Below are 23,896 nucleotides of genomic sequence, written 5' to 3'. Positions count from 1 at the left end.
GCGCATACGGGGCCTTGTGACACCACTGTGACTGGAGGAGTGGCTTCCGTCATAGTCCAATGCCCTCCGGCCTGGTGGAGTTCTCCGAACCGGCAGAGATCATGCCGGACAGGGGGGCTCATGATCGTCGGACTCGCCGTCTTCGCCATCTGCGCCCTGGGCGCGCTGATCGCCGCGGTCTCACTCCTCGCGATGGCGCTGCCGGGCCGCCCCCAGCCCTGGCTGGTCCATCTGCTGCACCGCGCCGCATGGCTGGCCGCGGCCTCGGCGGCAGCGGTCTACGCGCTGGGCCTCTTCGGCGTCCTGGCCTCCCAGCTCGCCTACAACGACGGTGCGGACTCCGTGCCCGCACCGGCGTGCCGGGACGGCTTCAGCGCCGACACGGTCCGCCATCTCGTCCGGCACGAGTCGTCGTACCTGCCGCTGCGGTTCGACTGCGTCCGCGACGACGGCACCACGTACACCAGCGATCCGAACTACACGTGGATGAACTGGACGACCCTGCTCCTCGGCGTGTGCGCCGTCCTGCTCGTGATCGGCGCGGGTTACGTGACCGAGTTCCGCGCCCGCGCCCGGACAGCGCTGCGATGATCCGTCGCTACGGTGGGCCGCTGCTGGTCCATCTGCTCATGGGGATACCGACCGTCGTCGTGGTGTGGTGCGCCCGTTGGTATGCCGCGTACGGCCACTGCGGGCTCGACGACCTGGAACGGTCCGATCTGGACGGCTGCACGTACCACCAGATCGACCACAGCGGTCCGGTCCTGGGCCTCCTCGTCATCACCGGTCTGTTCGTGCTGGCGCTGCTCACGATCGCCGATGTGATCGTGCCGCTCAGACGTGAACGTCCGCTCAAGCCATGGCTGTTGACGCTGCCCGCCGTCCTGCTGCCCTGGCTCGTCCTCCACGGGTTGGCGCGCTGACGCTATCGGTGGTGCGGGGGATGCGGCGGTGGGGGCGGGATGGTGGCCAGGCCGGGGGCCGGTTCGGGCCAGACCAGGAGGACCGGGCAGGGGGCGTGGTCCAGGACGAAGCGGCTGGCGGGGCCGAGGCTGTGCGGGCCCAGGTGGGTACGGTCGCCGTCGCGGGCCAGGATCAGCAGATCGGCGTTCTCGACCGCCGCGACGACCTCGCGTTCGACGCGTCCGGTGCGCTCGGTGCGGGTGCAGGGCCGGCCGAGCCGGTCGGCGGCGGCGCGCAGGAGCTGGTCGGCGGAGGCCGCGGCGAGGTGTTCGACGCGGGTGCCGGGATCGCGTTCCGCGTGCCCCCGGCCGAGCAGCCCGGCGAACGCGCCGTGCGCCACGCTCGGCAGGTCCTCCGGGGTGACATGGAGCAGGACGACGTCCGCGTCCTCGAGCGCGTGTCTGCGCGCGGCGTCCACGCACGCGGGCCAGGTGCCCTCGACGATCCAGACGACCACTTTCAACGCGGTCAACCTCCTTCGGCGACGACGGGCGACACTCGGCGATGAACGGCGATGACTACGACACCCACAGTGCCATGATCCCGCCGCCGGGCAAGGTCATTCGACGCCGAGCATCCTGTCCTCCGCATGCGCGCCGAACTCCGCCACCCGAACCTCCGCCACTCGCTCGTACCGCCTGATCCGGTCCGTCCAGGCCGCATCGACGCCGAAGGCGACCTGGGCGAAGCCGACCCGTGCGACGGCCTCGGGCACACCCGGGTCGCCCGGCGCCAGGACGCGGGCCGGGTCGTCCAGGGCGAGGGTGTGCGGGGGCACGAAGAACTCGTCCGGCAGCACCGCACGGGCGTGGACCAGTGCGCCGACGGCCACGACCGCGCCGGCGCCGAGCCGTGCGCCCTGCAGGACGGTCGCCGAGGTGGCGAGGTAGGCGCACCGGCCCACCTCGCAGCCCAGCAGGGTGGTGTGCGGTCCGACGAAGACGTGGTCGCCGAGGAGCACTGGTTGGTCGCCGGCGACCGCGGAGGCGCGCAGAACCGCGTTCTCGCAGATCACCGACGCCTCGCCGATGTCGATCCGGGAGCCCTCGGCATCGAGCACCGCGCCGTACATCACCCGGGCGCGCGGCCCGACCCGTACGTCGCCGACCAGCGTGGCGTTCGGTGCCACGTAGGCCGTGGGGTGGACCTGCGGGGCGTGCCCGCGGTGCTCGATGCGGATCCCGTCCTGGTTCACGGTCATACGTGGATTGTTTCCGCCGGCGCGCTCGGCCCCTGGCGGATTTCGGACGTCGTGTCCGCGCCGTCCTCGGTCAGCCGTCCCGTCGGGCGGTGAGGGTGTGCGCGCCCGGGGCCAGTCCGGTGATCGTGACGCGCCCGTCCTCGACTCCGACCGTGCCGTCCGACGCGCGGTGCCCGTCCCACACGCCTCGGCCGTCGGCCCGTACGGTCAGACGGCCGCTGTCCCCCGGCAGCGCGACCGTGCCCCGGGTTCCCCGCGGGACCTCCACCTCCAGTCTGAAGACCCGTCCTGAGTTCTCCCATGCGACGCGCAACGCGCCATGCGGGGTGGGGAGTTGCCCCTGCGCCCAGGTGACGTCGCCGGGTTCGGGGCACACCTCCCAGGTGGCGTATCCGGGGGAGGTCGGCCGGGCGCCCAGCAGGTGGTGGGTCAGTGCCGGGAGCACACCGGTGGACCAGCCGTGGGCCATGCTGGTGTAGGCGTCCTCGTAGAGCGAGCCGCCCGGGCCGATGCCCTCCCAGTTGGTGATGCCGGGGTCGTGGGCGTCCATCCATCCGTAGGTGCGCCGGATCTGGTCGAGCGCGGAGTCGGCGCGTCCGGCGGTGAAGCGGGCCACGATCTCCGGGTACGACGTGAAGGCGTAGACGCGCTGCGAGGCGCCGTCGAAGATCGTGTCGTTGTCCATGAAGGCGTTGCCGTACGGGCGCCTGGTGGTGGCGTCGAGATGGGCGAGCGCGGACTGTGCGCGGTCGGTGTCGGCGACGCCGGCGGTGACGGCGAGGGAGTTGCCGTCCTGGGCGTGCCGGAGGGCCCCGGTGCCGGAGTCCAGATAGGCGCCCGAACTCGTGTCCCACAGATGGGAGTTGATGGCGTCCTTCACGGCGTCGGCCCGCTGCGTCCAGCGTGTCGCGTCGGTCTGGTGCCCCAGCAGACGGGCGAGTCGGGCGGCGTCCCTGAGCGCCTGGACGTAGAGGACGTTGTAGTAGGTGACCCTCCCTGTGCGCCCGAGGAAGGCGTAGTCGCCGTATCCGCCGGTGTTGTTGAGTCCCTTGCTAAGCAGTCCGGCCTCGTCGGTGACGCTCGGGTACCAGGTGTCCAGGACCTTCAGCAGGTTGGGGTAGTAGCGGGTGGCGTAGGCGCGGTCCCCGGTGTAGAGCACGTAGTCCCAGCTGCACGTGACCCACCACAGCGGATAGTCGAACAGCGGGAGGGTGTAGGCGGCGATGGAGGCCGGCGGTATCCAGCCGTCGGCGCGCTGGTGGTCGGCGAGGTCGGCGAGCACGTTGCGGGCGGCGGCCGCGGTGTCGTCGTGGGTGAGGTACAGGGTCCGCGCGGAGACGGCGAGATCGCCGACGTACGGGTCGCGGTCGCGTTTGGCCCCGTCGTGCAGGACGAGCTTGCCCTCCAGGGAGGCGGTCCAGGCGTTGCGCGGGTCGACGTCGTCCTGGCGGAAGGTGTCGGTGACGAGTTCGTTGGTGTAGGCAGCGCCGTACCAGTAGCGGTTGAGGTCGTCGTCGGAGCAGAGGAACCAGCCGCGGTAGGTGGCGGGGGTGCCGACGTAGGCGGTGAAGTCCAAGCTGACGGAGTCGATTTCGACGGTTCCCCAGGGTTGCGCGGCCGGCGCGTCGGTCGCCAGTGCGTCGAGGGTGATGCGCAGGTAGCGGAAGCCGTGCAGTCCGTCGGAGTAGACCTTGTCGCCGGACTGGAAGCCCTTGTGGTCGGTCCAGTCCGCACCCTTGGCCGGTACGGCGAACTGGTCGGTTCCCTGGGCCGCGACGCCGGACTGGTCGGAGCGGGTGAAGTCGGAGCGGTCGGTGAGGAACTCCTTGGTCTCGGAGAACGCGAGGCGTACGCCGGGCGAGTTGTCCGAGGCGGAGGTGAAGCGGACGCGCGGGTACCCCACGACGACCTTGCCGAAGTCGACCGTGACGCTGGGCGCCACGACCGGGTGGACCGCCTCGGGCCAGACCTCGTTGATCCGGGTGAACGCCCCGCGTGGGGTGTCCTGGACGGCGGTGACGGTGATGCGGACCTGGGTCGTCGTGAACGTCGTGGTGAAGGGCACCGCCCGCTGGATGACATCGTTGTCGGAGATCGTTGCGGCGGTCTGCCAGGCACCGCTGACCCAGACGTCGACCGTGAAGTCGGTCGGCACGCCGTCGCTGTTGGAGATCACGGTGATGCCGGACATGCTCCGCGGCTGCGGCAGGGTGATGGTCAGCGTGTCGGGGAAGGCGGCGATCGTGTCGTCGTTCCAGAAGGTGTCGGGGTTGCCGTCGATGGCGTTGGCGGCGTCGTAGGTGCGCGGCTGACCGTCGTTGCCGTTGTTCCCGGCGTGCGTGGAGGACGCCGACGCCTGGGTGCCCTCCGGCCAGCGCGGGGCGGGGGCAGGCTGCGGACGGCGCAGGACGGTTCTGGCGCCGCCGGGCTTCAGCAGGGCCTCGGGCTTGCGGACGTCACCGGCCGAGGCGAGGACACGCTCGGGTCGCACGGTGCGGGACGCGGGGCCTTGGACGTAGTGCTGCCAACCCGTGCCGATGCGCGGGGGTCTGGTGGTGGCGGCCGTTGCGGTGTCGGCCGCCGCCGGGGGAACCGCGGGAAGTCCGGCGGTCACAGCGACGGCTCCGGCGCCGGCCGCGAGGACCGTACGGCGGCGGGGGCCGGGTTGTGCAGGGTGCTCCGATGCGCTGCTGGAAGTCATGGCACCTCGTCCCTCACAGGCGGTTTGAAACGATTCAATACGCTGGGGCAGGGCGACGTTATCTCAAGTCCGGTATCTCGTACAGGGATTGTGCAGTGCTTGACCCCGTGCAGGAGGTCAATGATCGCTAAGCTCGCCGACGATGAAACAGCGGCGGCAGAAGAAGCTTTCCCGTCTCCTCTTCGCAGCGATACTGGCCGCTGACCCGGCACGGGTGGAGGCGCTGCTGCGCGTGGGCGCGCACCCGGAGCGAGCGGACAGCGACGGCACCAGCCCTCTGTATCTGGCGTCCGTGCAGGGTCAGTCCGAGATCGCCCGCCTGCTCCTGACCGCAGGTGCCGCCCCGGACGGGCAGAGCCGGGGAGTCGGCTCGGAGGGCACACCTCTGTGCGCGGCCTCGTGCTGGGGGCACAGCGGGACCGTGCGTGAACTCTTGGCGCACGGAGCCGACCCCAACCTCCGTGAGGACGGCGGAAGCGGCTGGACGCCCCTCGACTGGGCGAACCACGGCCCCCATCCCGAGACCGCGGAACTCCTCATCGCGGCCGGGGCACGCCCCGCAGACGGACCCCGCCTCACGGAATTTCCTGCTCCGCCCAGATGATCTTTCCCTCGGATGTGTAGCGGGCGCCCCAGCGGTCGGTCAGTTGGGCCACGAGGAAGAGGCCGCGGCCGCCCTCGTCCGTGCTGCGGGCGTGTCGCAGGCGGGGGGCCGTGCTGCTGGAGTCGGCGACCTCGCAGGTCAGGTTGGTGTCGCGGATCAGTCGCAGACGTATGGGCGGCTCGGCATAGCGGATCGCGTTGGTGACCAGTTCACTGACGACGAGTTCCGTCGTCATGGCGAGGTCCCGCAGCCCCCAGGCCTCCACCTGGCGGGTGGCCCGCGCGCGGAGGTCGGCGACGGCGGCCGGGTCCACGGGCACGTCCCAGGAGGCGACATGGTCCGCGCCCAGGGTGTGGCTGCGGGCCAGGAGCAGGGCGATGTCGTCGGGCTGCGGTCCGGCGACGAGCTGCTGCACCGCGGATGTGCACAGCGTGGGCAGGTCGGTGCCGGAGCGGGTGAGCGCCTCGGCCAGGCGGGACATGCCGCGCTCGATGTCGCCGTCGGACCCCTCGATGAGACCGTCGGTGTAGAGGCCGATCAGGCTGTTCTCGGCGAGTTCGATTTCGGTGGCCTCGAACGCCATGGCGCCGAGTCCCAACGGCGGTCCGGCCGGGGGCTCGGGGAAGGAGACCCGGCCGTCGGGTGCGACCACGACGGGCGGGGGGTGTCCGGCGCGGGCCATGGTGCAGCGACCGGTGACCGGGTCGTAGACGGCGTACAGGCAGGTCGCCCCGAGGAAGGCGGTCATGCTTCCCTGGGCCGGCCCCCCGTCGGTCTTCTCGGCGCTCAGCCGGAGGACGAGGTCGTCGAGATGGGCCAGCAGTTCGTCGGGCGGCAGTTCCATGTCGGCGAGGGTCTGCACCGCCGTACGCAGCCGGCCCATGGCCGCCGCGGCGGTGATGCCGTGTCCCACCACGTCGCCGATGACGAGACCGACCCTGGCCCCGGACAGCGGGATCACGTCGAACCAGTCGCCGCCCACACCGTCCGTGGGGTCGGCCGGCAGATAGGCGGAGGCCACCTCCAGCGCGGTTCCGCCGGAAAGGGCCTGCGGCAGCAGACTGCGCTGCAGGGTCACCGCCGCGGTGTGTTCGCGGGTGTAGCGGCGGGCGTTGTCGACGCACAGCGCCGCCCGGGCCACCACTTCCCGGGCCAGCAGCACGTCGTCCGGCTGGAAGGGGACCGGGTTGAGCGAGCGGAGGAAGGTGGTGATGCCGAGCGCGGTGTTGCGTGCCCGCATCGGTACGGAGATCAGCGAGTGCAGGCCGAACTCGCGGATCCTCTGGGCCCGTTCCGGCTCCTCTGTGACCCACTCCTCGGTCGAGGGATCGATGACCGGGAGCAGGATCGGTTCACCGTCGATGAGCAGGCTCAGATCGTGTGTCGGGGGCAGGAAGCCCGCTTTCTCCCCGATCCGCACCACGGCCTCGGGACAGCCTTCCCGCACCGAGCTCATCCCGGCGCGCCGCAGCACCGGCTGGGCGGGGGCAGGCCCGGCGTCCGTCAGCCACGCCCCGTGCCCCTCGGTGCTCAGGACGGGCTCCAGGAGATCGACGACGACGAAGTCCGCGAACCGCGGTACCGCGAAGTCGGCGAGTTCCTGGGCCGTCCGCATGACGTCGAGGGTGGTGCCGACGCAGGTGCCGGCCTCGTTGACCAGCGTCAGCAGCCGCCGCGCGGTCCAGCGCTCGGTGACGTCCTGGACCATGTAGCAGACCCCGGTGACGGCCTCCCCCGCGTCCACCAGCGGGAAGAAGGACGTGGAGTACGCGCGCTGGCGGTGCGGGTCGGCCCAGCTCCAGCCCAGGTACTCGTAGTCGGTGACCGGGACTCCGCTGTGCAGGACCTTGCGCATCAGCCCTTCGAGGGTGGCCGCCTGCAGCCCCGGCAGCAGCTCGCTCAGCCGCCGCCCGAGCCGCTGTTCACGCGGCACCCCACCGAGGCGTTCGAGGGTGTCGTTGAGCCATACGTAGCGCAGCTCCCGGTCCATCACCGCCATGCCGACCGGGGAGCGGGTGAGGAACCCGTCGAGCACGGACTGGCCGATCATCCACTGCCGGCGCCGCTCCCGCGCCGAGAGCAGGAAGCACTCGCTCGCGCCCACCCGGAACGACGCGGAGACCCGCAGGTCCGCGTCGACGGACCGTCCGTCGCGGTGCCGCAGCGGGACCAGGCCGTTCCACCCCATGCCGGCCCGGCAGCGCTGCACCACGCCGGCCACCCGAGCCGGGTCCCTGGGGGCGGCCAGCAGACGGGCGGCGGAGGTGCCGACCATCTCTGCGGCTGGGTGGCCGAGCAGCGCTTCGGCGGCACGGGTCCACCCGAGCACGACCCCCTGAGCGGTGACGACCGCGGCCGCGTCGCTGGACGCGTCGAGGAGATCGCGCGGTGCCGAGGGCGTCGGCCCGTCGGGCTCGTCTCGCGCTGGATCCATGGGTGCCATCCGGGTGCCGTCCTGTACACCCCCATGTTCCTGCTAGTCCGCCCGATGCGCACGGGCCTGACGGACCCGGCTGTCGGCGCTCCCCCGCTTCCGCCCGTCCGGAAGCGGAGGGACCATGGAAGGACCGCTGGTCGGAACCCGGGTGTGCGACGACGCCGGCAAGGGTCGCCGGATCCTGCGGAACGGTGGAGGTGCTTGCCGGATGACAGCCGAATCCTTCGCGCCGGACGACGATGCGCCCGGCGTCGACTCACCCCCGCCGACCGGTCTGCTGGACCTCCTGAGCGTGGCCGCGACGGTCGTCGACGCCGACGGGCGCATCGTGTTCTGGACCCCGCAGGCCGAGGAGCTGTTCGGGTACTCCGCGCAGGAGGCGCTCGGAAAGTACGCGGCGCGGCTGTTCATCCACCCCGAGCATCTCAAGGCCGTGGTCAGGCTGTTCACCGAGGTGCTGCGGACCGGGCGGAGCTGGGCCGGCGCCTTCCCGATCCGGCACAAGGACGGCAGCACCCGGGTCATGGAGTTCCGCAACATGCGGCTGCAGGACGACCTCGGGGACGTCTACGCGCTGGGCATCGCCGCCGACCACGACCTCCTCCAGCGCGTCGAGACCGATCTGGCCCTGTGCGACCGGCTGATCAGGCAGTCCCCCATCGGCCTGGCCCTGCTCGACCCCGAACTGCGCTATCTGCTGGTCAACCCGGCGCTGGAGCGCATCGACGGCGTCCCCGCCGAGGAGCACGTGGGCCGGGGCCTGCGGGAGACCCTGCCGCTGCCGGACATCGACACCATCGAGTCCGCGCTGCGCCAGGTGCTCACCACCGGCACACCGCTGCTGGACCAGTACCACGTCGGCCGTCCGCGGACCGACCCCGAGCACGAACACGCCTGGTCCATGTCGTTCTACCGGCTGGAAGACCCCGGTGGCCGGGTCCTGGGCGCGGCCGCCTCGGTCGTCGACGTCACCGAGCGGCACCGTGCGGCGGCCGAGGCCGACCGGGCGCGGCGCCGGCTCGCGCTCATCGCGGACGCCTCGGTGCGGGTCGGGACCACGCTGGAGGTGGAGGAGACCGCCCGGGAGCTGGCCGAGATCGCCGTCCCGCAACTGGCCGACGTGGTCGCCGTCGACGTCCTGGACTCGGCGCTTGCCTGCCGCCGCTCCCGCAGACCGGACGACGGACCCGAACTCTTCCGCGCCCTCGCGCTCAAGGCGGCCCATCCGACGGTGGCCCTGCGCGCCGCCGACCCGCCCGGCGGACTGGCGGCCTACGAGGGCGACCGGCTGGTCACCCTGTGCGTCCACAGCGGCCGCCCGGTCCTGGTGCGGCACGTCGGCGAACAGGACCTGCCGCGCATCGCGCGGGACGCCGAGGCCGGCTCGCTGCTGGCCCGGGCGGGGGTCCATTCGTACCTCGCGGTACCGCTGATCGCCCACGGCGAGGTGCTCGGCGCGCTCGACCTCAAACGGACCCGCAATCCGCTGCCGTTCGACGAGGACGACGTCGTGCTGGCCGCCGAGCTCGCCGGGCGCGCGGCGGTGGCCATCGACAACGCCCGCTGGTTCCAGAGCGTGCGCAACACCTCCCTCACCCTGCAGCGCAGCCTGCTGCCCGATCATCCGCCGCAGCACGCCGGGCTGGAGCTGGCCTCCCGCTACCAGCCCGCCCAGGCCACCAGCGAGGTCGGCGGCGACTGGTACGACGTCATCCCGCTCGAGGACGACAAGACCGCGCTCGTCGTCGGCGACGTCATGGGCAACGGCATCGACGCCGCCGCCACCATGGGCCGGCTGCGCACCGCCACCTGCGCCTACGCCGACCTCGATCTCGAGCCCAGCTCCGTGCTCCGCCACCTCGACAAGATCACCTGCGATCTGGAGCACTACATCGTCACCTGCCTCTACGCCGTGTACGACCCCCACACCCGCCAGTGCCTGCTCGCCAACGCCGGCCACATGCCGCCCGCCCTCGCCGGCCCGCATCACGCCCCGAAGCTGCTGGACCTGCCCTCCGGCGCACCGCTCGGTGTCGGCGGCATCACCTTCGAGACCACCACGACCCGCCTCGATCCCGGCGATCTGCTCGTCCTCTACACCGACGGCCTCGTCGAGACCCGGCACCACTCCATCGACGACCGTCTGCAGACCCTGCTCGGCTTCCTCGACGAGCCGCACCGCCCCCTGGAGGAGACCTGCGACCTCCTGCTCTACGGCCTGCGCCACCCCGACGACCACGACGACGTCGCCCTGCTCGTCGCCCGGGCACTGTAGGGAACCAGGGCGGCGGACCCGGCGTTCTGGGGGCTGGGAGACGCCGACGCCTCCTCCGCGTGGAGGAGTTCTCGGCAGGCGTGGACCGTCGCTTCGGCTGGAGCTGAGCGGAAAGACCGACGGCAACCCCCTCCGGCTGTCCGACAGTTGAGGCCCGGACGCCCCGGCCGTTCGGCCTGTCGGACATCGTTCGAAACCTCTTGACGGTGGCATGACCTTCGATTGACACTCTCGCAACACGACGTCACCCAGCCGAAACGATCAGGCGCCCCTGGCCGAGGCGCCCGTTCCCGGCCGGCTTCCCCTGCCTTGCTCCCCCCGTCAGCCATGCCTCCGCAAGGAACCCCACATGACGTACCTCGCACGCCGGCGCACCCGTGTCAGACGCCGGGCCGGCCGGCTCGCCGGTCTGACCACCGTGTCGCTGTTCCTGGGCCTCACCGCACCGCTCTCCGCCGCGCACGCGGCGGAAAGCGCGGACGTCACCGACGGGCTGGCCCTCTGGTACAAGCTCGACGCGGCCTCCGGCAGCACCGTCCCCGACGCCTCCGGCAACGGCCGGGACGGCACCGTGAGCGGGACCGCCGACTGGTCGGCCACCGGCCAGGGACTCGCCTTCAACGGCTCCGACACCTACATCAAGGTGCCGAACTACGTCATGAAGGGCATGGCCGCGATCACCGTCTCGACGGACGTGCTGATCGACTCCGCGCAGTCCACACCGTACTTCCTGTACGGCTTCGGCAACTCCAGCGGCAGCAACGGCAACGGCTACCTCTTCACCACCGGCGACTCCCTGCGCACCTCGATCGCGACCGGCAACTGGTCGACGGAGCAGACCACCAAGCCCGCCGACGCGCACAACCTCACCCGCGGGGTGTGGAAGCACCTCACCTACACCCAGGCCGGCTCCACGGGTGTGCTGTACGAGGACGGCGTCGAGGTCGGCCGCAGCACCTCGGTCACCATCACGCCCGGCTCCATCGGCTCCGGCACCACGACCGCCAACTACATCGGCAGGTCGCTCTACTCCGGGGACAAGCTCTTCAAGGGCCGCGTGCGCGACTTCCGCGTCTACGACCGGGCCCTCGACGCCTCCGATGTCACCCGGCTCGCCCTGCCCGTCGCCGCCCGGGGCGTCGCCGACGACAAGGCCGCGCTGAGCCTCGGCGACACCGGCGCCGTGACCGCCGATCTGAACCTGCCGAGGACCGGGACGGCCGGCGGCTCCACAATCAGCTGGGCCAGCGACGACACCGGCGTGGTGAGCGACACGGGCAAGGTGACCCGCCCGGCCGCCGGCGAACCCGCCGCCCACGCGAGGCTCACGGCCACCCTCCGCAAGGGCGCGGTGAGCGACACCAAGTCCTTCGACGTCACGGTGCTGCCCGACTTCGACGACCGGACGGCGACCGAGCACGCCGCCGAGGACCTCACCGTCCACAACCTCGACGACGTACGCGGCAACCTGTCGCTCCCGACCACCGGTTCGTACGGCACCCGGGTCACCTGGTCCTCCGGCACGCCGGACGTCGTGTCCGCCGACGGCATCGTCCACCGCCCCGCACACGGCGCCGGTGCCACCACGGTCGAGCTGACCGCCACCGTCGCCAGGGGCGAGGCGCGAACGACCCGTGTGCTGACCGCGAAGGTCCCCGAACTACCCGCGCAACAGGCCCTCAAGGGCTACATGTTCAGCTACTTCACCGGCGAGGGAACCGCGGACGGTGAGCAGCTCCACGCGGCGCTGAGCAAGGGCGACGACCCGCTGAAGTGGCGGGAGTTGAACGACGGCAAGCCCGTGCTGACCTCGACGCTCGGTGAGAAGGGCCTGCGCGACCCGTTCATCATCCGCTCCCCCGAGGGCGACAAGTTCTACCAGATCGCCACCGACCTGAGGATCTACGGCAACGGCGACTGGGACGCCGCCCAGCGCAGCGGCAGCAAGTCCATCATGGTCTGGGAGTCCACCGACCTGGTGCACTGGACCGACCAGCGCCTGGTCAAGGTCTCCCCCGACAGCGCGGGCAACACCTGGGCGCCGGAGGCGTTCTACGACAGGGGGCTCGGTGAGTACGTCGTCTTCTGGGCCTCGAAGCTGTACGACAACCCCGGGCACACCGGCGACACGTACAACCGCATGATGTACGCGACCACCCGCGACTTCTACACCTTCAGCGAGCCCAGGGTCTGGATCGACCGCGGCTGGTCCGTCATCGACTCCACGATGATCCAGAAGGACGGCACGTACTACCGTCTCTCCAAGGACGAGCGCAACAACTCCTCCTCGACGCCCAACAGCAAGTTCGTCTTCGAGGAGAAGAGCGACTCCATCCTGGGCTCGTGGAGCCCGGTCGCCGAGGGGATCGGCAAGGGCGCGATGAGCGCCGCCGAGGGACCGTTGGTCTTCAAGTCGAACACCGAGGACAAGTGGTACGCGTTCCTGGACGAGTTCGGCGGGCGCGGCTACATCCCGTTCGAGACCAGCGACCTCGACTCGGGCACCTGGACCCCCGTCACCGGCTACGACCTGCCGGCCAAGCCGCGTCACGGCACCGTCCTGCCGGTCACCCGGGCCGAGTACGACCGGCTGCTGCGCGCCTACCAGCCGGACCAACTGGTCGAGAGCGTCGAGGACGTGCCGGTGAAGACGCGGATCGGTGAGCGACCGGTCCTGCCGGCCACGGTGATCGCCACCTGTGCCGACGGCGTCAAGCGCCCTGTCGCCGTCTCCTGGGAGGACGTGCCGGAGTCGCAGTACGCCCAGGCCGGCACCTTCACCGTGACGGGGAGTCTGCCCGACGGTGCCGCGATCCCGGTCCAGGCCCGGGTAACGGTGTCGGAAGAGGGCCCGGACGTCCCGGCCGACCTGCTGCTGCACTACGGCTTCGACGAGACGTCCGGCAGCATCGCGGTCGATTCCAGCGGGCACGGCCATCACGGCACGTACGTCCGCACGCCCGCCTTCGGCACCGGCGTCGACGGCGGCTCGTTCAGGATGTCCGGCGCCTCCGACTCGCCGTACGTGAAGATCCCGAACGGTGTGCTGAAGGACGCGGACAGCGTCACCGTGTCGACGTACGCCAAGTGGCAGGGCGGAAACGCCTTCCAGTGGCTGTTCGGACTCGGGCCGGACAGCGACAGGTACCTGTTCGCCACGCCCTCCAACGGCGGCTCCAGCCTCTACTCGGCCATCACCAAAGCGAGTTGGTCGGCCGAGTCCAAGCTGACGGCCGGCTCGCAGCTCACGCCCGGCCAGTGGCGGCACGTCACCGTCACCCTCGACGGCCAGACCGGCACGATGGTCCTCTACGTCGACGGAGTCGAGGCGGCCCGTACGACGACGAGCATCAAGCCGTCCGAACTGTACGACGCGAACAAGGACTACAGCGGCTACATCGGCCGGTCGCTGTACTCGGCCGACCCGTACTTCGGCGGCGAGGTCGACGACTTCCGCATCTACGACCGGGCGTTGTCGGCGGCCGAGGTGATGGAGCTCAGCGGCAACACGGCGGGGATCGCGCATGTCTCCCACCCGGGCCTCAAGGTCGACGCCATCGTCGACAACGCGGACGGCAGGATCACGCTGCCGATGAAGGAGGGCACCGATCTCACCTCCCTCGCACCGGAGTTCACCCTCGCCCACGGCGCGGCGATCAGCCCCGCCTCTGGCAGCGTGCAGGACTTCAGCAAGCCGGTGACGTACGAGGTGACGGGGTCCGACGGCAAGAAGCGCAGCTGGACGGTCTCGGCGCTCGTCATGAAGAGCCCGGTCCTGCCGGGCCTCAACGCCGACCCGAACATCGTCCGCTTCGGCGACACCTTTTACCTCTACCCGACCACCGACGGCTACGACGGCTGGAGCGGCACGCAGTTCAAGGCGTACTCCTCCACCGACCTGGTCCACTGGAAGGACCACGGCGTCATCCTCGACCTCGGTCCGGACGTCGCCTGGGCGGACAGCAGGGCCTGGGCGCCGACGATCGCGGAGAGGGACGGCAAGTACTACTTCTACTTCTGCGCCGACGCCAACATCGGTGTCGCGGTAGCCGACTCCCCGACCGGCCCCTTCAAGGACGCGCTCGGCAAGCCGCTGTTGAAGGCAGGACAGTTCAGCGGCCAGATGATCGACCCGGCGGTGTTCACCGACGACGACGGCCAGTCGTATCTGTACTTCGGCAACGGCCATGCGTACGTCGTGCCACTGAACGACGACATGACCTCGCTGGACACCGCGAAGGTCAAGGACATCACGCCCAGCGGCTACAACGAGGGCTCCTTCGTCATCAAGCGCAACGGCACCTACTACTTCATGTGGTCGGAGAACGACACCCGCGACGAGAACTACCGCGTCGCCTACGCCACCGGCGCTTCCCCCACCGGCCCCTGGACCAAGCGGGGCGTGATCCTCTCCAAGGACCTCTCCCTGGGCATCAAGGGCACCGGCCACCACTCGGTCGTCCAGGTGCCGAACACCGGCGACTGGTACATCGCCTACCACCGCTTCGCCATCCCCGGCGGCGACGGCACACACCGCGAAACGACCGTCGACAAGCTGGAGTTCGACTCCGACGGCCTGATCAAGCCGGTCGTGCCCACGCTGACGAGCATCGACCCGGTGACCATCGTGCACGCCGGCGGGAACACTTCGGGCGCGGAGGGCGACGCGATCGCGCTGAACGGCCCGATCTCCGGTGCGGGCAGTGCGCGGTGGACCCTCGAGCCGGGAGCGCCCTGCACCTTCGCCGACCCCGCCGCCGCGAGGACCACCGTCACCTGCACCGACGACGGCACCTACACGGTCACCCTGACCGGCGGCCGCAGCCATGACACGGCGAGGGTCTCGGTGGCCAACGCGGCCCCGGCCATCACCTCCGCCGAAGGTCCACGGTCCGCGGTGCCGGTCGGCCAACGGGCGGTCGTCACGGCCCGGTTCGACGACCTGGGGACGAGCGACACCCACACCTGCACGGTCGACTGGAAGGACGGCGGCAAGCCGACGGCCGGGACGGTCACCGCTGCCGGCTGCCGGGCCGAACACACCTACGCCAAGGCCGGAATCCGCCGCCCGGTGATCACGGTGACGGACGACGACGGCGGCTCCGACAGCAGGACGCTTCCCGAACTCATCGCCTATGACCGCTCGGCCGGTTCCGTGTTCGGCACCGGGATCTTCACCTCCCCCACCGGCGCGTACCCCACCAAGCCGGATCTGACCGGCAGGGCCGCCTTCTTCCTCACGGCCCACTACCCGAAGCGGGCCACCGTCCCGACCGGCGACGTGTCCTTCGAGTTCGGCCCGGCGAAGCTGAGGTTCCGCTCGACCGCCTCCGACTGGCTCGTGGTCACCGGCGACCAGGGCGTGTACCAGGGATCGGGCACGGTCAACGGCACGTCCGGATACGCCTTCCGCGTCACCGCCGCCGACACCCCGGACAGCTTCCGCATCAGGATCTGGAAGAAGTCCGACGGTCACGTGGTGTACGACAACGCCACCAGCCCCAAGCTCCTGGGCGTCCTCACGATCGGCTCCCACACTCGCTGAACCGAAGTCACCGCACGGCCCCTTGAACCTCACCCCGTAGGGTGAGGTTCAAGGTTTCCCAAAGAGATGTCAAAGTCGGAGGGGGTCGGTCGTGCGTGCGCCACGCCTCAGCAGTACGCCGTTGCCAGGGATCGGGGTCCGCTACGACCTCACCACACGCGAGCAGCGCCGCTTGTCGGTGGTGGCGCACCGGGACGGTACGCGCACGGTGAGCGCGTACCGCACGGACGATCCGGACGCGTGCGCGCTGTCGGTGCGGCTGACCGCGGGCGAGGCGGAGGCACTGGTCGACGCCATGAAGCCGACGCACCACAGCCCGAACCTGCTGTCCACGACCGAACTGGGCCTGGTGGCCGAGCGGATCGAGCTGTCCACCGTCTCGTACTGGAACGGGCGCCTGCTGGGTGAGACCCGGATGCGTACCTCCACCGGCGCGTCCATCGTGGCGGTGCTGCGCCGGGCCGAGGCGATTCCCTCGCCGACTCCGGACTTCCGGCTGGCGGGCGGCGACACGCTGATCGTGATCGGTACCCGCGAGGGCGTCGAGGCGGCCGCCGCGATACTCGGGCGGGAGTGAGCGGTATGCACTCCTCCGCACGCTTCCTGATCGAGTTCGGCGGCATCATCCTCGGGCTGGGACTGCTGGGCCGGTTCGCCGCACGCTTCCGCTTCTCCCCCATCCCGCTGTATCTGCTCGCCGGACTCGCCTTCGGCGAGGGCGGGTTGCTGCCACTGGGCGCGAGTGAGGAGTTCGTCGCCATCGGCGCCGAGATCGGTGTGATCCTGCTGTTGCTGATGCTCGGCCTGGAGTACACCGCCAGCGATCTCGTCTCCAACCTCAAGACCCAGTACCCGGCCGGTCTCGTCGACGCCGCGCTCAACGCCCTGCCCGGCGCCGCGATGGCGTTGCTCCTGGGGTGGGGGCCGGTCGCCGCCGTCGTACTGGCCGGGGTGACCTGGATATCGTCGTCCGGGGTGATCGCCAAGGTGCTCGGCGACCTCGGGCGGCTGGGCAACCGTGAAACGCCGGTCATTCTCAGCATCCTGGTGCTGGAGGATCTCTCCATGGCGGTATACCTGCCGATCGTCACCGCGCTGCTGGCGGGCGCCGGGATCGCGGCGGGCAGTCTCACCCTGGGCGTCGCCCTCGGGGTGGCGGGGCTCGTCCTCGTCGTCGCGGTGCGCTGGGGACGGCACATCTCGCGTTTCGTCTCCAACGACGACCCGGAGAAGCTGCTGCTGGTCGTCCTCGGGCTGACTCTGGTCGTCGCCGGTCTCGCGCAGCAGTTGCAGGTCTCCGCCGCCGTGGGCGCCTTCCTCGTCGGTATCGCCCTCTCCGGTGAGGTCGCCGAGGGCGCGCACAACCTGCTGGCCCCGCTGCGCGATCTGTTCGCCGCCGTCTTCTTCGTCTTCTTCGGCCTGCACACCGACCCGGCCAGCATCCCGCCGGTCCTGCTCCCGGCCCTCGCTCTGGCGGTGGTCACGGCCGCGACGAAGATCTCGACCGGTTACTGGGCGGCACGCCGGGCCGGCATCTCCGCCAAGGGCCGTTGGCGGGCGGGCGGCACACTCGTCGCACGCGGGGAGTTCTCCATCGTCATCGCCGGTCTCGCCGTCACCGCCGGCATCGAGCCCTCGCTCGGCCCGCTGGCCACGGCGTACGTCCTGATCCTGGTGATTCTGGGCCCGCTCACCGCGCGCTACACGGAGCCGGTGGCGCTGTCGCTGACCCACCGGCTGCGCGGGCCCGACCAGCCGAAGGGCACGCCGGCCGAGGGGGAGGCCGCCGTGGCGGAGCCGCACGAAGTGGGCCGGTCCTGAGAACGTCCGCACGGGCTCAGTTGTCGAAGCCGACGTGGACGTGGTCGTGGTGGGTGTTGTCGCTGAAGAACTGGTCGGGCCTGGAGCCGCCCTATAGGTGGACGGGTCCGCCGACGTGGTAGGAGCCGGCCGCCGCCGCGTCCCGCATGAAGCGTTCGATCAGGCTGCGGGGCGTGGCCGGTTCGACCACCGCGTGGCCGTCGATCTGCCACACGTCGAAGGCCCGGCCGCGGGGATGGTCGCTGGGGCGGCTGGTGCCGAAGACATCGAGGGGATGGCCGGAGCGGACCACGCCGACGTACATCCGATAGGTGCCCGCCAGTTGCCGCATCGCGGTGAGGACACTGTCGTGGATGCGCCCGTTGCGCAGATCGTCCTGGGCGGCGGGCGGCAGTTCGATGCGGGAGTCGGCGAGGATCGCGCGGACACGGCTGGGCAGCGGTGACACGGCCGCCCCGGACCGCGCCGGGGTGCAGGGCGGTGACCGCCCAGCCGGAGGCGGCGCGGGTGAGCCGTACGTCCACCGTCGTACCGCCGGCGCCGACCGTGCCGCCCCGACGCGTCCACTGCCGGCAGACGACCAGCAGGCCGGCGGAGTCGGTGAGGATGCCGCCGTACTGGGCGTCGACCACCTGTACGACGGCGGCGTCCGTGTCCGGCAGCAGCGGGCCGACCTGGGCGACGAGCCCGGCGGGAAGCTTCAGCGCGGCCACCCGCGTCCTGGCCGCGGCCGCGCCGCCCCCGCCCTGCGGCCACGCCCCGATCGCCTCGACCAGCTGAACCGCGCGGAGTTCGGCGGCCGGAGTGACCTCCGCGGAGTTCGGCGGCCGGAGTGACCTCCGCGGAGGTCGGCCGCCAGAGTGTCGTACGCGGCAGGGCGGCGGCCTGCGTCGTGGGCGGCGACGACGTGGGTGGACCGGCCGGGGCGGTGCCCGACGGTGACGGGGCCGACGGGGAGGGGGCCGTGTGGGACGCGCCGCTGCCGCAGCCCGCCGCGCCCAGAGCACAGCCCGCAACATCCAGCAGTACGGCTCGGCGGGACGGTTGACCGGGCTCGTGCGTCATATCTCCCAGTGTCCGCCCATCGGGTGCCCTACGCCCGACGGCCGACTCCCTTGCCCGCTTCTGGGCCGATGCGAGTGCTTCGTACTCATGTACTTGCCAATCACTTGACGATCCGTTCCCTGGACGTTCAACCCTGGTCCCTCGCCTGCGCTGTGTGGCGTCCCTAGGTTTCCTGGGGGTTTGGGAAGAGGGGACTATGGACGCACTTCTCGCGGTCCGGGCGCGTGGCATCAACAAGTGTTTCGGCGACGTCGTGGCACTCGACGGCGTCGACCTCGATGTGACGCAGGGTCAGATCCACGGCCTGGTGGGACCCAACGGCGCCGGCAAGACGACACTGCTCGGTCTTCTGCTGGGTCTGGCCGTCGCCGACGGCGGCCGGCTGGAGATCCTCGGGACGCCGGTGGAGCGGGCGCTCGCCGTTCCCGACGGGGTCGCCGGCTTCGTGGACGGCCCCGGCCTCTACCCCTCCCTCACCGCCCGGCAGAACCTCGCCGCGCTGGCCCAACTCCGGGGCCATGACGCGCGGACGGCGGGAATCGACGAGGTGCTCGACCAGGTCGGGCTCACCGACGTCGCCGACGACAAGGCCCGCGGCTTCTCCCTCGGCATGCGGCAACGGCTCGGTCTGGCCGCCGCTCTGCTCACCAAGCCCCGGCTGCTGGTGCTCGACGAACCCTCCAACGGCCTTGACCCGTCCGGCAAAAGACATGTGCACCGGGTTCTGACCCGGCTCGCCGCGGACGGCACCAGTGTGGTCGTCTCCAGTCACCGGATGGACGACCTCGAGGCGCTGTGCTCCGAGGTGACCATCCTCGCCACCGGACGGGTCGTCTTCTCCGGGCCGCTGAACAAGCTGGCCTCCGAGAACCGCGAACTCGACTACCGGGTGCGCACCTCCAATCTGCGGGCCGCGCGCCGACTGGCCGACGACACGGACGGGATCAGGGTCGTCGAGGACACCGGGATGCGGCAGGACGCCGAGGTGCTGGTGGTACGAGCCCTGGTGCCGGCGCTCGACGAACTGGTGGCGCACCTCGTGCGGTCGGGTGTCGCGGTGCGCGAACTGGCGCCCGTCGTCTCGCCGTTGGAGGCCGCGTTCCTCGCCCTCACCGAGCGTCAGGAGGACGGCAAATGACCACGGCCACCGCCGAAGACAGCGTTGCCATCGTCCGCCGTGTGCCGCTGTCGCGCGGCTACCGCTTCGAGTTGGTGAAGCTGGTCTCGCAGTGGCGGATCCGTCTGCTGGTCCTCGCCTGCTGGATCGCGCCGGCGCTCTTCGTGGCCGGGGTCAGCCAGCAGAGCACCCTGCCGTCCGACACGCTGTTCGGCCGCTGGATGCATGCCACGGGGTGGGCCGGGCCACTGGTGATGCTCGGTTTCGCGGGCACCTGGGCACTGCCGCTGCTGACGTCGGTGGTCGCCGGTGACGTGTTCGCCGCCGAGGACCGGCTGGGGACCTGGCGGCATCTGCTGGTGGCGGTCCGCTCACCCCGCCGGATCTTTGTGGCGAAGTCGCTGGCCAGCCTCACCGTCATCCTGCTGCTGGTGGCGGGGCTCGTCTGCTCCAGCGTGATCGGCGGGCTGGCGTCGGTCGGCAACCAGCCGCTGGTCGGCCTCGACGGCCATCTGCTGACACCGGGGGACGCGGCCGGCCGGGTCCTGCTGGCGTGGCTGTGCGCGCTCGCCCCGACCCTGGCTCTCGCCGCGATCGGCCTGCTCGGGTCGGTGGCCCTGGGGCGCTCCCCGATGGGCCTGCTGCTGCCGCCGCTGGTCGCCCTCGGCATGCAGGTCGCCCAGATGCTGCCACTGCCGGTCGCCGTACGCCTCGCCCTGCCGGGCTACGCCTTCATCTCCTGGAACGGCCTGTTCACCAGCCCGGCCCAGCTCGGCCCGCTGCTGATCGGCGTCGCGGTCAGCCTGGTGTGGGCCGTGCTGGCGACGGCGCTGGCCCATCTGCTGTTCCTGCGACGGGACTTCACCAACCTGGCCTACGACGGTGCCGGTCGCCGTGCTCTCACGCTCGGGCTGCTGCCGCTGGCCGCCCTCACCGCCGTCACCGTCGCGGTGGTCGCCGTGGCGACGCCCTCCATGGGCTCCGGCATCGAGCGGGACAAGGTCCAGCGTTCGGTGGCCACCGCGTTCGCCCACCTCTACCGGCTGCAGACCCGGCAGTTGCACCGCCCCGCCGTCACGGAGGCGAAGCTGCGGACCACGGCGGCGTGCACCAAGAGCGACGGCCAGGGCGCTCAAGAAGGCGCGGGCAACGACTGGCGTTGCGTCGTGACCTGGCATCTCCCCGACGTCACGGTGGCCGGTACGGCCATCTACCAGCTCGACGTCGCCTCAGACGGGCGGTTCGTGGCCGACGGCGACGGACCGAAGGAAGTCAACGGTTACTTCCTCGTCCGTACCCCCACCGGGGACGCCCCGAACCCCCTTTGGCAGTTCGACGGCAACGTCGAACTGCTCGACACCACCTCGAAGGGATAAGTCCATGCAGGTAACACGGCTGCGCCGGGTTAACGAGAAAGAGCAGGTCAGCCTCTTCGGCAGACGCGTCGGCCGGCGCACCCTCCTGGTCACGGTGGGCATCACGGTCGCGCTCGGCGTCACGGGGACCGCCGTCGCCTCGACGTGGCAGTTCGGCACCCAGCAGGTCGCCCAGGTCACCCGCAACGGCCAGGTCATCTCCAGCGACCAGTACATCAAGCCGTACGGCGACCGCACCGTCATCAACGACGGCAAGATCATGTCGTCCACGGTCAGCCCGGACGGCACCCACCTCGCGGCCTCGGTCGCCGACGGCGACGCCTCGCTGGTCGTCCTGGACCTCGCGACCGGGCAGGTGAAGCAGAAGGTCGGCACCAACGCGGCGGACGACCTGCGCATCAAGACCGGTTCCGTCGGCCAGGAGGGTCCGACGTACTCGCCCGACGGCACGCAGCTGTGGCTGGGCCAGGCCGACGGCTACACCAAGTTCACCGTCAACGCGGACGGCACCCTCGCCAACCCGGTGACCGTCTCCATCCCGGCCGACGGCACCAAGCACGCACTGGTGGGCGCGGCGGTCTTCTCCGCCGACGGCTCCACCGTCTACTCCGCGGTCAACGGCCAGAACCGGGTCGTCGCCATTGACGCGGCCGGCGGAACCATCAAGCAGAGCTGGGCCGTCGGCAACGCCCCGCGCGGTCTCGCCCTGGTGGGCGGCAAGCTCTACGTCAGCAACGAGGGCGGGCGCCCGGCCAAGGCCGGCGAGACCACCATGAACTCCTACGGCACCCAGGTGCCGGCCAACCCCGACACCGGCGCCGCCACCACCGGCACGGTCAGCGTCATCGACACGTCGGACCCGTCGGCCGCCGTCGGCAGCATCGAGGTCGGTCTGCACCCGACCGCGGTGTACGCCAAGAAGGGCACGGTGTTCGTCACGAACACCGCCGACAACAGCGTCTCGGTCATCAACACGGCCAAGGACAAGGTCGTCCAGACCATCGCCACCCAGCCGTGGCCGGAGGCCTCGGTCGGCTACGAGCCCAACGCCGTGACGCTCACCGACGACGGGCGCCTGCTGGTGACGCTCGGCCGCGCCAACGCCGTCGCCGTCTACCGCTACACCTCCGCGCAGCAGCCGGCCCGCTACGTCGGCCTGCTCCCCACGGACTACTTCCCCTCGGGGATCACCACCGTCGGCAAGCAGGTGATCGTCTCCAACACCCGTGGCATCGACGCCCGCCGCCCCACCACCGCCAGTGGTCACAACACCCACGACACGACGTCGAGCCTGACGCAGTTCACGCTGCCCGACGACAAGATCGTCCGTTCGCAGACGGCCAACGTGTTCAGGCAGAACGGCTGGACGGCCGGTTCGGTCCTCACCGCCAACGGCAAGGGCCACGCCAAGCCGCTGCCGGTCCCGGTGCGCCTGGGCGACCCCTCGACGATCAAGCACGTCTTCCTGCTGGTCAAGGAGAACCGGACCTACGACCAGGTCTTCGGCGACCTGCCGCAGGGCGACGGCAACTCCTCGCTGACGACGTTCGGCGAGAACGTGACGCCCAACCAGCACGCGCTGGCCCAGCAGTTCGGGCTCTACGACAACTTCTACGACGTCGGCACGAACTCCGCCGAGGGCCACAACTGGCTGATGCAGTCGGACAACCCGGAGTACACCGAGTCCTCCGCCGGCGAGTACACGCGCAGCTACGACACCGAGGACGACGTTCTCGGCCACCAGAAGACCGGCTTCATCTGGACCGGCGCGCAGGCGGCCGGGAAGTCCGTCAAGGACTTCGGCGAGTTCCAGTCGATCGAGTCCAAGCCGGCCGGCGCGACCTGGCAGAACCTGTACTGCGACAGCAAGAACATGGCCGCGACCGGGGCGCAGACCCAGTACCCCATCAAGACAGGTTCGGCGATCCCGTCGCTCAACAAGGTGGCGGTGCAGGGCTTCCCGCTGTTCGACCTCGATGTCCCGGACATCTACAAGGAACAGATCTGGAAGCAGGACTTCGAGAAGAACGGTCCGGCGAACCTGAACATGTTCTGGTTCTCCAACGACCACACCGGCGGCCCGGCGAACGCCTCCGCGGAGGTCGCCGACAACGACCTCGCGGTCGGCCGGATGGTCGACGAGATCTCGCACAGCAAGTACTGGAAGGACTCGGCGATCTTCGTCGTCGAGGACGACTCCCAGAACGGCCTCGACCACATCGACGGCCACCGTGCGCCGGTCCAGGTCATCAGCCCGTACGCCCAGCACGGCGCCGTCGACAACCACTACTACTCGCAGATCACGATGGTCCGCACCATCGAGCAGATCCTCGGCGTCCACCCGATGAACCAGCTCGACAGCGCGGCCACCCCGATGTACGGGGCCTTCACCCCGAAGGCGAACTACACCCCGTTCACCGCGGTGCCCAACCGGACCTCGCTGACCCTCGGCGTGAGCCCCCAGCCCACCTGTGGTTCGGACACCCCGGCGGCGCAGGACAAGCAGGCGGCCGCCGCGCCGACGACCACCGCGGTGCCTCAGGCGGCGCGGACGGTCGCGGCGCAGTGGAAGGCCTGGGCCTCGCACCAGCGCCTGACCGGCCCGAACGCCGTGCCGGACTACGCCAACCCCGAGCAGATGAACCGTTACACCTGGTACCAGACGCACAACTTCACCAAGCCGTACCCGGGCGACAAGAAGGTCTACGCGCCGAACGCGGTACCGGGCGCCTACCTCCCGTCGTCGGAGTCCGACGGCTGACCGAGCCTCGCCCCGACGGAGCCCCATCCC

General features: G+C 70.7%; 16 protein-coding genes. 11 read left to right on the top strand and 5 right to left on the bottom strand.

Going from position 1 to position 23,896, the window contains the following annotated elements; genetic code table 11:
* Positions 1-120 precede the first annotated feature (120 nt).
* Both ABZZ74_RS38890 and ABZZ74_RS38885 read left to right on the top strand, forming a co-directional pair.
* The gene (locus tag ABZZ74_RS38890; RefSeq protein WP_356773275.1) at positions 121-591 is read left to right on the top strand and encodes a hypothetical protein; all 471 of its coding nucleotides are present in this window, start codon (positions 121-123) and stop codon (positions 589-591) included.
* Positions 588-923, top strand: a complete 336-nt coding sequence (locus ABZZ74_RS38885; RefSeq protein ID WP_356773273.1) for a hypothetical protein — start codon at positions 588-590, stop codon at positions 921-923. The genes ABZZ74_RS38890 and ABZZ74_RS38885 overlap by 4 nt, the downstream gene beginning before the upstream one ends.
* A gap of 2 nt (positions 924-925) precedes the next feature.
* Here the strand turns inward: ABZZ74_RS38885 and ABZZ74_RS38880 are convergent, their stop codons facing one another.
* The 3 genes from ABZZ74_RS38880 to ABZZ74_RS38870 all read right to left on the bottom strand — a co-directional run bounded on the left by ABZZ74_RS38880 (position 926) and on the right by ABZZ74_RS38870 (position 4,865).
* Positions 926-1,426 carry a universal stress protein gene (locus ABZZ74_RS38880; protein ID WP_356773302.1) on the bottom strand — a complete coding sequence of 167 codons (501 nt, stop codon included), beginning with the start codon at positions 1,424-1,426 and terminating at the stop codon, positions 926-928.
* A gap of 96 nt (positions 1,427-1,522) precedes the next feature.
* Complete coding sequence (locus ABZZ74_RS38875) at positions 1,523-2,164, bottom strand: acyltransferase (RefSeq protein WP_356773271.1); 642 nt, start codon at positions 2,162-2,164, stop codon at positions 1,523-1,525.
* A 70-nt stretch (positions 2,165-2,234) separates the two neighbouring features.
* Entirely contained in the window at positions 2,235-4,865 is a 2,631-nt protein-coding gene (locus ABZZ74_RS38870; protein ID WP_356773269.1) for an alpha-L-rhamnosidase C-terminal domain-containing protein, read from the bottom strand.
* A gap of 142 nt (positions 4,866-5,007) precedes the next feature.
* Here ABZZ74_RS38870 and ABZZ74_RS38865 point away from each other — a divergent pair, with 142 nt between their 5' ends.
* Positions 5,008-5,469 (top strand): ankyrin repeat domain-containing protein, encoded by a 462-nt coding sequence (locus ABZZ74_RS38865; RefSeq protein ID WP_356773267.1) that lies wholly within the window; start codon positions 5,008-5,010, stop codon positions 5,467-5,469.
* Here ABZZ74_RS38865 and ABZZ74_RS38860 read toward each other — a convergent pair.
* Positions 5,441-7,903 carry a SpoIIE family protein phosphatase gene (locus ABZZ74_RS38860; RefSeq protein ID WP_356773265.1) on the bottom strand — a complete coding sequence of 821 codons (2,463 nt, stop codon included), beginning with the start codon at positions 7,901-7,903 and terminating at the stop codon, positions 5,441-5,443. The two genes, ABZZ74_RS38865 and ABZZ74_RS38860, sit on opposite strands and share 29 nt — an antisense overlap.
* A gap of 211 nt (positions 7,904-8,114) precedes the next feature.
* Between ABZZ74_RS38860 and ABZZ74_RS38855 the strand changes: the two genes are divergently transcribed.
* From ABZZ74_RS38855 to ABZZ74_RS38840, 4 genes are all read left to right on the top strand, one after another.
* Entirely contained in the window at positions 8,115-10,181 is a 2,067-nt protein-coding gene (locus ABZZ74_RS38855) for a SpoIIE family protein phosphatase (protein ID WP_356773263.1), read from the top strand.
* Positions 10,182-10,530: 349 nt separating this feature from the next.
* Positions 10,531-15,726 (top strand): family 43 glycosylhydrolase, encoded by a 5,196-nt coding sequence (locus tag ABZZ74_RS38850; RefSeq protein ID WP_356773261.1) that lies wholly within the window; start codon positions 10,531-10,533, stop codon positions 15,724-15,726.
* Between the two features lie 91 nt (positions 15,727-15,817).
* Positions 15,818-16,303 carry a TrkA C-terminal domain-containing protein gene (locus ABZZ74_RS38845; protein ID WP_356773259.1) on the top strand — a complete coding sequence of 162 codons (486 nt, stop codon included), beginning with the start codon at positions 15,818-15,820 and terminating at the stop codon, positions 16,301-16,303.
* Positions 16,304-16,308: 5 nt separating this feature from the next.
* Entirely contained in the window at positions 16,309-17,547 is a 1,239-nt protein-coding gene (locus ABZZ74_RS38840; RefSeq protein WP_356773257.1) for a cation:proton antiporter, read from the top strand.
* Positions 17,548-17,638: 91 nt separating this feature from the next.
* Here the strand turns inward: ABZZ74_RS38840 and ABZZ74_RS38835 are convergent, their stop codons facing one another.
* Complete coding sequence (locus tag ABZZ74_RS38835) at positions 17,639-17,995, bottom strand: hypothetical protein (RefSeq protein ID WP_356773255.1); 357 nt, start codon at positions 17,993-17,995, stop codon at positions 17,639-17,641.
* Between the two features lie 32 nt (positions 17,996-18,027).
* Between ABZZ74_RS38835 and ABZZ74_RS38830 the strand changes: the two genes are divergently transcribed.
* From ABZZ74_RS38830 to ABZZ74_RS38815, 4 genes are all read left to right on the top strand, one after another.
* On the top strand, positions 18,028-18,327 hold the full coding sequence (locus ABZZ74_RS38830) for a hypothetical protein (protein ID WP_356773253.1): 300 nt from the start codon (positions 18,028-18,030) through the stop codon (positions 18,325-18,327).
* 481 nt (positions 18,328-18,808) lie between these two features.
* The gene (locus ABZZ74_RS38825) at positions 18,809-19,750 is read left to right on the top strand and encodes an ABC transporter ATP-binding protein (RefSeq protein ID WP_356773251.1); all 942 of its coding nucleotides are present in this window, start codon (positions 18,809-18,811) and stop codon (positions 19,748-19,750) included.
* On the top strand, positions 19,747-21,105 hold the full coding sequence (locus ABZZ74_RS38820; RefSeq protein WP_356773249.1) for an ABC transporter permease: 1,359 nt from the start codon (positions 19,747-19,749) through the stop codon (positions 21,103-21,105). The genes ABZZ74_RS38825 and ABZZ74_RS38820 overlap by 4 nt, the downstream gene beginning before the upstream one ends.
* A 4-nt stretch (positions 21,106-21,109) precedes the next feature.
* Positions 21,110-23,866 carry a bifunctional YncE family protein/alkaline phosphatase family protein gene (locus tag ABZZ74_RS38815; RefSeq protein WP_356773247.1) on the top strand — a complete coding sequence of 919 codons (2,757 nt, stop codon included), beginning with the start codon at positions 21,110-21,112 and terminating at the stop codon, positions 23,864-23,866.
* Positions 23,867-23,896: the final 30 nt, after the last annotated feature.

The sequence above is a fragment of the Streptomyces sp. NPDC006476 genome (assembly GCF_040612015.1).
GTDB classification, from domain to species: Bacteria; Actinomycetota; Actinomycetes; order Streptomycetales; family Streptomycetaceae; genus Streptomyces; species Streptomyces griseorubiginosus_B.
This window is presented reverse-complemented; position numbering and strand designations above follow the sequence as displayed.

Excerpts from the sequence above, each read along its gene's own strand:
- ABZZ74_RS38825 (WP_356773251.1), top strand. The coding sequence starts at position 18,809 with ATGGACGCACTTCTCGCGGTCCGGGCGCGTGGCATCAACAAGTGTTTC.
- ABZZ74_RS38855 (WP_356773263.1), top strand. The coding sequence starts at position 8,115 with ATGACAGCCGAATCCTTCGCGCCGGACGACGATGCGCCCGGCGTCGAC.
- ABZZ74_RS38815 (WP_356773247.1), top strand. The coding sequence starts at position 21,110 with ATGCAGGTAACACGGCTGCGCCGGGTTAACGAGAAAGAGCAGGTCAGC.
- ABZZ74_RS38870 (WP_356773269.1), bottom strand. The coding sequence starts at position 4,865 with ATGACTTCCAGCAGCGCATCGGAGCACCCTGCACAACCCGGCCCCCGC.
- ABZZ74_RS38850 (WP_356773261.1), top strand. The coding sequence starts at position 10,531 with ATGACGTACCTCGCACGCCGGCGCACCCGTGTCAGACGCCGGGCCGGC.
- ABZZ74_RS38860 (WP_356773265.1), bottom strand. The coding sequence starts at position 7,903 with ATGGATCCAGCGCGAGACGAGCCCGACGGGCCGACGCCCTCGGCACCG.
- ABZZ74_RS38865 (WP_356773267.1), top strand. The coding sequence starts at position 5,008 with ATGAAACAGCGGCGGCAGAAGAAGCTTTCCCGTCTCCTCTTCGCAGCG.
- ABZZ74_RS38820 (WP_356773249.1), top strand. The coding sequence starts at position 19,747 with ATGACCACGGCCACCGCCGAAGACAGCGTTGCCATCGTCCGCCGTGTG.
- ABZZ74_RS38885 (WP_356773273.1), top strand. The coding sequence starts at position 588 with ATGATCCGTCGCTACGGTGGGCCGCTGCTGGTCCATCTGCTCATGGGG.
- ABZZ74_RS38890 (WP_356773275.1), top strand. The coding sequence starts at position 121 with ATGATCGTCGGACTCGCCGTCTTCGCCATCTGCGCCCTGGGCGCGCTG.
- ABZZ74_RS38875 (WP_356773271.1), bottom strand. The coding sequence starts at position 2,164 with ATGACCGTGAACCAGGACGGGATCCGCATCGAGCACCGCGGGCACGCC.
- ABZZ74_RS38840 (WP_356773257.1), top strand. The coding sequence starts at position 16,309 with ATGCACTCCTCCGCACGCTTCCTGATCGAGTTCGGCGGCATCATCCTC.